Consider the following 9,551-nt stretch of genomic DNA (forward strand, 5'->3'; position numbering starts at 1 on the left):
TGCCCGCTGAGGGTTTTAATTTCTTTGCCAGTGGATGTATCCCACAGTTTCACTGTCTTGTCACCACTGCCAGTAGCCAGCAGCTTGCCATTGGGGCTGAAACTGACACCATTAACCGATTCTGTATGCCCGCTGAGGGTTTTAATTTCTTTGCCAGTGGATGTATCCCACAGTTTCACTGTCTTGTCACCACTGCCAGTAGCTAGCAGCTTGCCATTGGGGCTGAAACTGACACCATTAACCCCGTGTGTATGCCCGCTGAGGGTTTTAATTTCTTTGCCGGTGGTGGTATCCCACAGTTTCACTGTATTGTCACCACTGGCAGTCGCCAGCAGCTTGCCATTGGGGCTGAAACTGACACCATTAACCGAGGCTGTATGCCCGCTGAGGGTTTTAATTTGTTGGCCGGTGGAGGTATCCCACAGTTTCACTGTATTGTCACCACTGGCAGTCGCCAGCAGCTTGCCATTGGGGCTGAAACTGACACCATTAACCGAGGCTGTATACCCGCTGAGGGTTTTAATTTGTTGGCCGCTGCTGGTATCCCACAGTTTCACTGTATTGTCACCACTGCCAGTGGCCAGCAGCTTGCCATTGGGGCTGAAACTGACAGCATAAACCGAGTTTGTATGCCCGCTGAGGGTTTTAATTTCTTTGCCAGTGGATGTATCCCACAGTTTCACTGTCTTGTCCTCACTGGCAGTGGCCAGCAGCTTGCCATTGGGGCTGAAACTGACAGCATAAACCGAGTCTGTATGCCCGCTGAGGGTGTTAATTTGCTTGCCAGTGGTGGTATCCCACAGTTTCACGGTGTGGTCACTACTGGCAGTAGCCAGTAGCTTGCCATTGGGGCTGAAACTGACAGCATTAACCGAGTCTGTATGCCCGCCCAAAGTGTTTGGTGCTGCCACATTAGAAACTGTATTTAATAATGACAATTCTACGTAGGTGTGGGTATTAGCATCTACCCAAGGTGTACGCCGCATTTGCACAACTGCTTTTAAACTTGTTTTGAGAGCTTTAGCCCCATCTAAATTCAAAAGCGCATCGGAATATTGAGCCAGAGAATTAATTTGATTGATAGCAGCATTCCGCCAACCAACACCAGCTAGCCCTGCTAAACTCAAAGCTATCACCGAAAAACCACTTAGCCCAATAATTGTCAGTCGCCGCCTGCGTTCGGTTTCCTGTTTCTCCCTATCCCGTTCTTTAACGCTAACCTGAATAAAATCTCGTTCCTCCTGGGTCATTTCATCCGCACGTTTACGCAACCAATCTTCTGCCACAGTCAACGATGCACCCCGCAACAAACCTCCAGAGTCATGGTTGTTATTTTTCCACTCCCGTAACGCCACCTTCAGCCGTTCTTGCCAAGTCCGAAACAGACGGTTAGCATTCATCCACTCGCGCAAAGTTCCCCATTCCCGAATCAGCGCTTCATGCACTACCTCTACTTTATCTTCCGTTTCTTGCCGCCCCGTCACCACCAAACGCGCTGGATATCCAGCTAAATAACTGACCAAATTCCAGTTATCTTCCCCCACTTCCGCACGGCTAGCAACGCGCCTGGTATCCTCCGTTCCTTCCCCCGGACGCACTAATTGCACAAAAATTCGCTGTGCCTGTTTTTTTTCGGTTTCATTTAGTTGTTGATAAATTTGTTCGGCATGATTGGCAATGGCTTTTTTTACCCCACCAATTTCTTCATAAGCTTGGTGAGTTAACTCTCGGTTTTGCTGCTTTTCCCACAAACGAGTTAGGGCAAATTCTAACAATGGTAAATTTCCCGGTTCTGACCCCACATCATCTAGAATCCGTTGGGTTAATTGTGCCTCTAATTGTACTTCCAATTTGTGGGCAGGTAATTCAATGGCTTGTTGTAATTCCTCCCGTTTCATGGAACTGAGCAACTGCGGTGTATACTCCTGCAAGGCATCTCGCAACGGACGATAAGAAAGCACACAACCGTAAAAATCAGCCCGTAAAGTAAACACTAATCTGATATTCTCTTGCTCGATCGCCGTTAGTAACGCATCTGCAAAACGTTCCTGTTCTTCCTTCACTAAACAAAGGGTGTAAAGTTCCTCAAATTGGTCTGCAACTAACAACAACTGTTTCCCTGGGTTGCGCTCTAAAATGCGAGATACCACTTGCTGCAAAGTGATTCTACCGTTTCGCATATCACCTGCTAATCCCACCGCTGAACGCAGTTGTTGAGTTTCACCTGCTTCGGGTTCTAAGTGCCGCACCAAGGCAAAAGCTAACTGTACAAACGGTTCTTTGCCCGGCCGGAAAGATTCAATTAACCAGTTTCCCTCTTTTCGCAATTGGGGAATTAATCCCGCATATACCACAGAAGATTTACCACTGCCACTTGGCCCAACCACTGCTACCAAAGGTTGTTTTTGCGTTACTTCTACTAAATTACTGACAAATTTTTCCTGCCCGAAAAAGAAGTCGGCATCTTCTTCCCCAAAGGCAGACAATCCTTGGTAAGGATTGGGCGGAATCACCTCTTCTAAAGGGATTAAAGTATTATTAATTCCTGAAGTGATTAACGGTTTTTTCTTCAAAACAGGAGTGTCCTGCTCTCTGAAACTCATCATCTGCGAGCAACCTAACTCGTAGGATTCCTCTACGGTATATCCAGCCGCCACAGCATCATAAAACCCCACGGCAAAGGCAACGGCTGCTCGATCGCCCACGGCTCGATTCATGCCAATGACATAATTAACGTATTGGCTAATTGCCTCTGCCTGCACTTCGGAATAACAAGCATTGAGAATTACACAATCTACACCTTTCTGGGCAAATAATTTAAACATACTGGCGAGGGCGTTTGTCTGTACCAGCGCCATTTTTCCTGTATCGTCTTCTAGGACAATTCCATCTACTCCTGCACCATGCCCGGAAAAGTGGACAATGTTGGGTTGATAATCTAAAATCGCTCGGTAAAAGTCACGGGAACGCACGGCCCATTTTTGTTCTAATTTATACTGATCTCGTTTATTTGCCCGTCGCAATCCTTCGTCAATTTCCCGGATCTCTCGATCCAATCGCAAGGGAGCGCTATTGCTGGGATTGGCTGCCAGAATCAGAATTGTTTTGACTGGGTGGTTGTTAGTCATGCACTCGGGAATCAATCTGGTTTTCGGGAGCTTTTACCTTTGTTTGCTTAAGGAGATTTCTTTTACTTAAACGGATAAAGATATTTCTATTACTATACAGTTCAGTCTTAGTATCAATAGTCCGGACAGTTTTTATATGGCCCAATGGCTTATTCTCGCTTGACTTTGAGTCACTGCGGATAATTAAATCGATCTCAGCTCCACCCCTGACGCGGCATTTAATTCGACTTTTTTAGGATTCTTGCCCTGTAAAGCTTATAGTGTCGTTCCAAAAACTGTCCGGAGTATTGTTAGTATACTAAGCTGGCAATAAAATCTTTGAGGTGCGTTAAGTAACTTTACAGTCTGACAAAATGTAAACCAATCATAACCAGTGGGATTGATTTGCTTGAGTTCTTCAACAAATTTAACTGTGTTTGCTTTATTTCCGGTTCGATAGTAACTTCCTGGCGATTTAAATATTACATATTTATACAGTTTAGAAAAAAGCTTGCTATAATAAAATGTTTGGAGTTGTTTCGTCCACTCTATGTGTAAGGTGCGTCGCTACGATTTTGTCGATTAAATTTAGGGATTGTTCGTGGCGACGCACCCTACAAATGCTGTTGAGTGATTTTGGGTAAATGGTATTACTAGCAGTTTGATGGGTCGATCGCACTTTTTTAAAGAATGGTTAAGATTGCCGATCTGTATCTCTGCCTTGGTTAAGCTATATTGACGGGTTTTCACTCATCAGCTTCGCAGGCAAAGCACAATCAGCAATATTTTAGTTAATTAAAGTCGGGAGACAAGCAATCATGGCCGAAATTGAAGTTCTTGTAGAAAGTTTGTGGGAACTTGATGAGGATCAGCTAGCAGCACAGATTGGCGATCGCGCTCAAGCCATAGGGGATGATGCGGCGGGACTTGGAACCAGAGGGATAGACCCAGCTTCCCTGGATTCTATTGATGTGAATGTTGCCGCTAGAGCATCGATCGATCCCAGGCTGCTAGAAACTGGCCAGCGGCTGTTCGATCGCGTAAACCCCTTAGTTTACGATCTGATGTGCAAACCTCTGGGAAACGATCCACAGACTCAGAAAATCTTGGATGAAGCGATCGGGCAGAATTACACTAAAGCTGCTGGGATGTTAGCTCCTGTTCTCATCTCTGGACTGGGACTCGCTCCTGCTATTGCTACTCTCATCGCTACGTTGATTGTCAAAAAGATTGCCAATTATACTGCTACTGAAATTTGTGACACTTGGCAGCAAAACCTGCCCAAACCAGCAAGCTGAGGGATAAACGTAACATCCACCGCAGGCGGAGGAAGTTCTGTTCGAGGTTTGGTAGATATCTTGTAAAAGTCTTTTTAATCAAATTTTCGGACGCTGCTCAAAGCCCATCCCACAAGAAAAAAAAATTGTGGGGTGGGCTTTGAGCAGCGTCCCAATTATTTTGGCAATCTTGTCTGGTGAACTTGATCGCCCGCTAACACCTCAAGCCATTTGTTCGCGAGTTTTGAGAGCGACAATTCCGTCTGGCTTCAAACCTTTTTTCTGCTGAAATTCCTTGACGGCTGTATCTGTTCCCGGCCCAAATTCACCATCAACCCCAACTACAAAGCCAGCCTTTTTCAAGCCTTCCTGAAGCTTCATGACATCTGAGCCTTCCATTCTGGGCATCGCCAAGCGCAACGTTCTGGGGTTGTCATCCCACGGCGCTTTAGCAAACCCTTGAGCAGGCGATCGATTAAGTGCATCCTCGGTTTGGGGGCCAAAGCCGCCATCCTCGCCAATCTTTGCATCAGGGTTGTTCTGATTCCAAAGCTGCTGAAATGCGAGTATTGAGTTACTGCGAAGATCGATCGTCCCGTCGCCTATGTAGTCGAAGTGAGGCGGATCGCCCGGTAATGGGTGCCAGCCATATTGCATCAAATAAGATTCCCAGCCTATTGCATCTTCAATGTCGATCGCTAGCCCTGTTTGGTGATTGCTGGTGCCTGGTGGCGCTACAGGATTAGAGTTGTTGAAGCGATCGTTATACAATAACATTTGCTGGGCGATCGTGCGGTAGGCAGAGTTCACCTGCATCGTTTGACCTCGTTCTTGAATGGCTCTCTGAAGTCCCTCTTTTGCCGGCGTTTGTACGTAGGGAAAAGCTGCATCCAGCAAGTCTACATTAAGGTCATCAAAACTGACAAAGGCATCTGGCATCATCAGTTGCAGTTGATAAATCAACTGTTGAGATAAGCCATTGACCACCGCAGTCGAAGACATGGGGGCATCTTGGAGCAATCCCGGGAAACTGCCTCTAAGTTCCAACATATCCCGTTGGACAAATTCTTCACAGGCTTCGATAATTACAGGTTGATTAAATAGAATGTCGCTTGAGTTAGTCATGTTTTTTTCCAATCAATTTGAATTTTGTCAGTCCTGGATTCATAAACTCTATTCGTAGGCGATGCACACCGCACCTTACCTCCACATAGCTTTTGAAAATTACTTGATTGTGTCAGTCTAATTGGTTACACAATCGATTTTATAGTCCCAATTCTTTGCGTGTTTGGGCACCGACAACACCATCCGCCGTTAGCCCTTTTTGCTGTTGAAACTGTCGCACAGCATTATCAGTATCTTTACCAAAAACACCATCGGCAGAAACATTGATTCCTGCCGCGAGCAGCGCTTCTTGCACTTGACGCACATCCTCACCTTGGATTATTGGCTCGGTAAGTGTGAGAACCCGAACAGCAGGCATTCCTAAAAACAGAGCTTGCTCGGCCAAGCGCCTGCGTGTCAGCCCTAGCCAGGGTTCACCATTGACTTTATTCCACACAGGAAACTGATTGGCTGCTCCTTGATAATCTCCGTCGTTCAACAACTTCAGAAGAGTTGAACCTCCAAAACCTTCTGTTCCTGGGCCCACGTTGAAGCAGAAGCAAACCAGTGCAGAAAACTGGTTGTCATCGATCTCAACTTCAACGGCATCCTCAACATAGGATTCAAACTTTTCTAAATCTCCCCTCAGCAATTCTTCTGCTTGCGTTTGGCTAATAGTAAGTCCTGGATAAACATCATCGCCAGTGTGTCCGTAACCAATTGTCCAAACTCCACCGCCATCATCATAAGCAGTGAGTTCACATCCTTCAAAGCTAGTGAGAAGCTTGAAACCTTCTTGATTGATATGCTTTGAACCTCTGCGTTCTACCACATCAGGAGGTTGTTCGTCTGGAGGATGAATATGATATGTTTTAGCCACACTGAAGCTTAAAGCATCAATTAATGCTTTTACTTGCCCATTAGTCTCCGTGACTTTAATAGCTAGGTCGTCTTTGATTTCGTATACGCGACCATCGCCCAAGAGTTCCAATGATCTTTTTGGCATTTTAGTTTTTCCTTTTTACAAGGTAGGTTCAGTCAAAAGAGGCATCTTGAGTATCCGAACGCAAAAGTTTTGCCTATTTTCAAAATGAGTGAAAAGAGTCTATTAATTAATGATTTCGATCAAAAGTCTTGGCTTGACGGGTAATTTGGTTATTATACAGGTCTGTTCCACAGTAATGTGCGCGATTTGCCCAAACCTTTACAAAAATTCATTCACCTTGACAATCGGCTTTCCCAATCTCTTTGATTCACTACGCGCAGTTTTGGCTCATATTCTGCAGATGTAACTCATCTTATTGCAATAGTCCGGACAGTTTTTAATTCGCACTCTGAAACCCTGGATTTCCGGGAAAGTAACTCGATATGTAAAGCTATCATCAAAAAAGTGATCGCTTCGTCAGGACTTACGCACACAGTGCTTTGACTCGCCGCGAATTATAGCGGCTTCAGTCCTCGGATTTTATGAGGACTGAAGTCCGAACGATCGAACCAGTTTTACTGTTCTTGGCTAGACGATGTAAGGAGAATCGATCGCCTTTGCCCGATTAATCGCCACCAACGTCTGGTAAATCAAAGCCGAAATCTCAGCGCGGGTAATATCCCGCTGCGGCGAAAGCCAATCGCGGGAAGGATAATTAACCACAATCTTCAAGCTAGTTGCTGTGGCGATCGCACTCAAAGCATAATTAGGAATTTGCGATCGATCGCTGTAAACTTTCAAAGTATCGGCATTTCCCCCCTTAAGTTCCAAACCGTTCACCAAAGACACGATCGCCTCACTCTTAGTCAAATTCTGATTCGGGCCGAACTTCAACCCCGGAAACCCCGCCAAAAACCCCCCCCGATTTGCCCGTTCGATCGCACTTCTCGCCCAAAAAGTAGCAGAAACATCAATAAAATTTGTAGCCGGCACCCTCGGAATCGGGCTAAACGCACTCACCAACAGCGCCGCATATTGAGCACGATTTAAACTGTCATCAGGCCGAAAAGAACCGTCAGGAAAACCGCTAATTATATTCGCCGCAGCCAAAGCTTCAATAAACTTCTGTGCCCAATGTCCAGAAATATCGCTGAACACCAGACCCCCGATATTCGGATTGCCGCCACCCTTTCTCACCGCAGCTTGCACAGCTTTAAAAGCATTCACTTTCCCGTAACCAAACCAATTGCTGCGGCCGTTGTTAGGATCGTAATTTGCCATCTGATTGCCCAACTGGGGATCGGGATCGGGATCGATAATTTTTTCAGCAGTTTGTTCGAGAATTCCCCGCACTTCCCGCGCCGTCAAACGGGGGTTAGCCGAAAGTATCAACCCTGCAATCCCAGCGACTACTGGAGTGGCGCTGGAAGTACCGCCAAAAGTATTTGTGTAGTCCCCCGAATCGTAGCCGGCAACCCCGACTCGATCGGCAGTAAACACCCCCAAACCGGGCAAATACTGCCTTACCTCCGGCGGCGTGGCGATAAATCCGGTTTCGGGCAACCAAGTTCCCGGCGGTGCGTTGTTGCTGGGGGCGCAAACCGAGATGCTTGTTCCCCAATTGCTGTAAGCTGCTTTTTTGTTGAGGGAAGTGGAAGCGCTGACGGCAATTACGTCTGGGTGGACGGCAAATCCTGCCAGCCATCTAGTTTGACCCTCCAGGAAGTTGTTGGGCCAGCCTTTCTCGTTAACCGTACCGTTGACTGGGCGGTTGGCATTCCCCGCCGCGAACAGAATAACGCAGCCTCTGCCGCCCCGCCCTTGGGTTGCTGCTTTGGTGATGACGGCACTCTGCCGCAGGGAAAGGGGATAGTAAACAGCCGCAGGGCCCCAACTGCAAGAAATGACGGCGGCACCTTTTTCGATCGCCCAATTAAATATTTTTTCGACTGAATCGTCATCGAGAAAACCCGTGGTACGGATGGGCATCAGGGCGCATCCGGGGGCGACGCCCACAATGCCTTTGCCGTTTTCTTCAGCAACGGCGACGCCGGCACAACTTGTGCCGTGGTTGTCTGAGTCTGCGACTGGCATGGGGGAAGTGTCGCCGTCTTTGAAATCGATGGGTGAGACGATTTTGCCTTGGCCTTGAAAATCTGGGTGTGTCAAGTCAACTGAATCGTCGGCGATCGCAATTACGATCGATCGAACTCCGCGAGTCATGTTCCAAGCTGGTTCTGCATAAATTTGAGCACCGCCGACAAGTTCGTTGCCGCCTTTGTTGTTTAGATACCACTGTTTGGGATAAAGCGGATCGCGGGGCGTGTAATGCTGCTGCGTCTCTACTAAAATGTTGGGTTCCGCTACGAGAACTTCTGGATATCTTGTCAGGCGGTTGGCAATTTTGACCGGGTTTTCTGTTGCTTGTTTTGTGACCTCGCAGACGAAAGTGTTGGGAATTCCTTCTACTGGCCGGACTATTTTTAAAGATGCTGCATTGGCGATCGCCTTTCGCGATTGTTCATCTACTTGTTCGCCAAATTGAATGGTAATTTGGTTGGTTAAATAAAAGAATGTACTCGGATTGTTCGCGGGGCAATAGACGTGGCTGGCAAAAGCTACGGCATCGCTGGCGCGGGCTGTTTGCATTGCTGCTTCTAGGCGATCGGGCGCAACGAGATATTCATCGAGATTGCTTTGGCCGACGCGGCGGTTGAGTTTTGCCCCAGTTGTTGCAGCCCAATCGTTTGAGGCTGATGCTGTTGATGAGGGGCGGACTGTAAAGCGATCGTCAGCTTTTGACAGCAGCAATTCGTCGCCGCCGCGCTGCAAAATCACTGCCAGACTTTCATCGGGGACTCCAATTCCTTGATAATTTTGGATAGTCTCGGAGGTGGGTTTGCTTGGTTGTACCATCAGAAATGTTCCTGTTTAATTTGTATGTAGATTTATCACACCTATTTATAAGCTGTCAGGGAGGTTTTTACCATGCGGGGTTTGAAGCTGTAACTAACAGCGGTAGTTTTTCCATCAGTCCGCCTCGGACTTAGGATCGCGAATTAAATAATTTACACAAGTTTGTGGGGTGTGCCGCCCGCCCTTTCTGGTCGGGCGGGCGGGACCCCCCCCAAGAACCAT

Annotated in this window: 5 protein-coding genes; 1 reads left to right on the forward strand and 4 read right to left on the reverse strand. The window is 47.2% G+C overall.

Translation table 11 applies throughout. The features are described from left to right. Positions 1–3,128: nSTAND1 domain-containing NTPase (locus QUA40_RS19785; protein ID WP_333128888.1), on the reverse strand; the 3,128-nt coding region annotated here is incomplete at its 3' end. Positions 3,129–3,925: 797 nt separating this feature from the next. On the opposite strand from QUA40_RS19785, the gene QUA40_RS19790 reads away from it, so the two are divergent. Further along, the gene (locus tag QUA40_RS19790; protein WP_333128890.1) at positions 3,926–4,405 is read left to right on the forward strand and encodes a hypothetical protein; all 480 of its coding nucleotides are present in this window, start codon (positions 3,926–3,928) and stop codon (positions 4,403–4,405) included. Positions 4,406–4,606: 201 nt separating this feature from the next. Here QUA40_RS19790 and QUA40_RS19795 read toward each other — a convergent pair whose 3' ends face one another. The 3 genes from QUA40_RS19795 to QUA40_RS19805 all read right to left on the reverse strand — a co-directional run bounded on the left by QUA40_RS19795 (position 4,607) and on the right by QUA40_RS19805 (position 9,329). After that, positions 4,607–5,509, reverse strand: coding sequence for a peptidoglycan-binding protein (locus QUA40_RS19795; RefSeq protein WP_333128892.1), 903 nt, complete (start codon positions 5,507–5,509; stop codon positions 4,607–4,609). 139 nt (positions 5,510–5,648) lie between these two features. Further along, positions 5,649–6,494 carry a glycoside hydrolase family protein gene (locus QUA40_RS19800; RefSeq protein ID WP_333128894.1) on the reverse strand — a complete coding sequence of 282 codons (846 nt, stop codon included), beginning with the start codon at positions 6,492–6,494 and terminating at the stop codon, positions 5,649–5,651. Between the two features lie 507 nt (positions 6,495–7,001). Next, positions 7,002–9,329 carry a S8 family serine peptidase gene (locus QUA40_RS19805; protein WP_333128896.1) on the reverse strand — a complete coding sequence of 776 codons (2,328 nt, stop codon included), beginning with the start codon at positions 9,327–9,329 and terminating at the stop codon, positions 7,002–7,004. Positions 9,330–9,551 lie beyond the last annotated feature (222 nt).

Origin of the sequence: Microcoleus sp. Pol11C3 (assembly GCF_036701485.1) — a bacterium.
Taxonomy (GTDB): domain Bacteria; phylum Cyanobacteriota; class Cyanobacteriia; order Cyanobacteriales; family Microcoleaceae; genus Microcoleus.

Coding starts and splice junctions, on each gene's coding strand:
- QUA40_RS19795 (WP_333128892.1), bottom strand. CDS start 5,509: ATGACTAACTCAAGCGACATTCTATTTAATCAACCTGTAATTATCGAA.
- QUA40_RS19805 (WP_333128896.1), bottom strand. CDS start 9,329: ATGGTACAACCAAGCAAACCCACCTCCGAGACTATCCAAAATTATCAA.
- QUA40_RS19790 (WP_333128890.1), top strand. CDS start 3,926: ATGGCCGAAATTGAAGTTCTTGTAGAAAGTTTGTGGGAACTTGATGAG.
- QUA40_RS19800 (WP_333128894.1), bottom strand. CDS start 6,494: ATGCCAAAAAGATCATTGGAACTCTTGGGCGATGGTCGCGTATACGAA.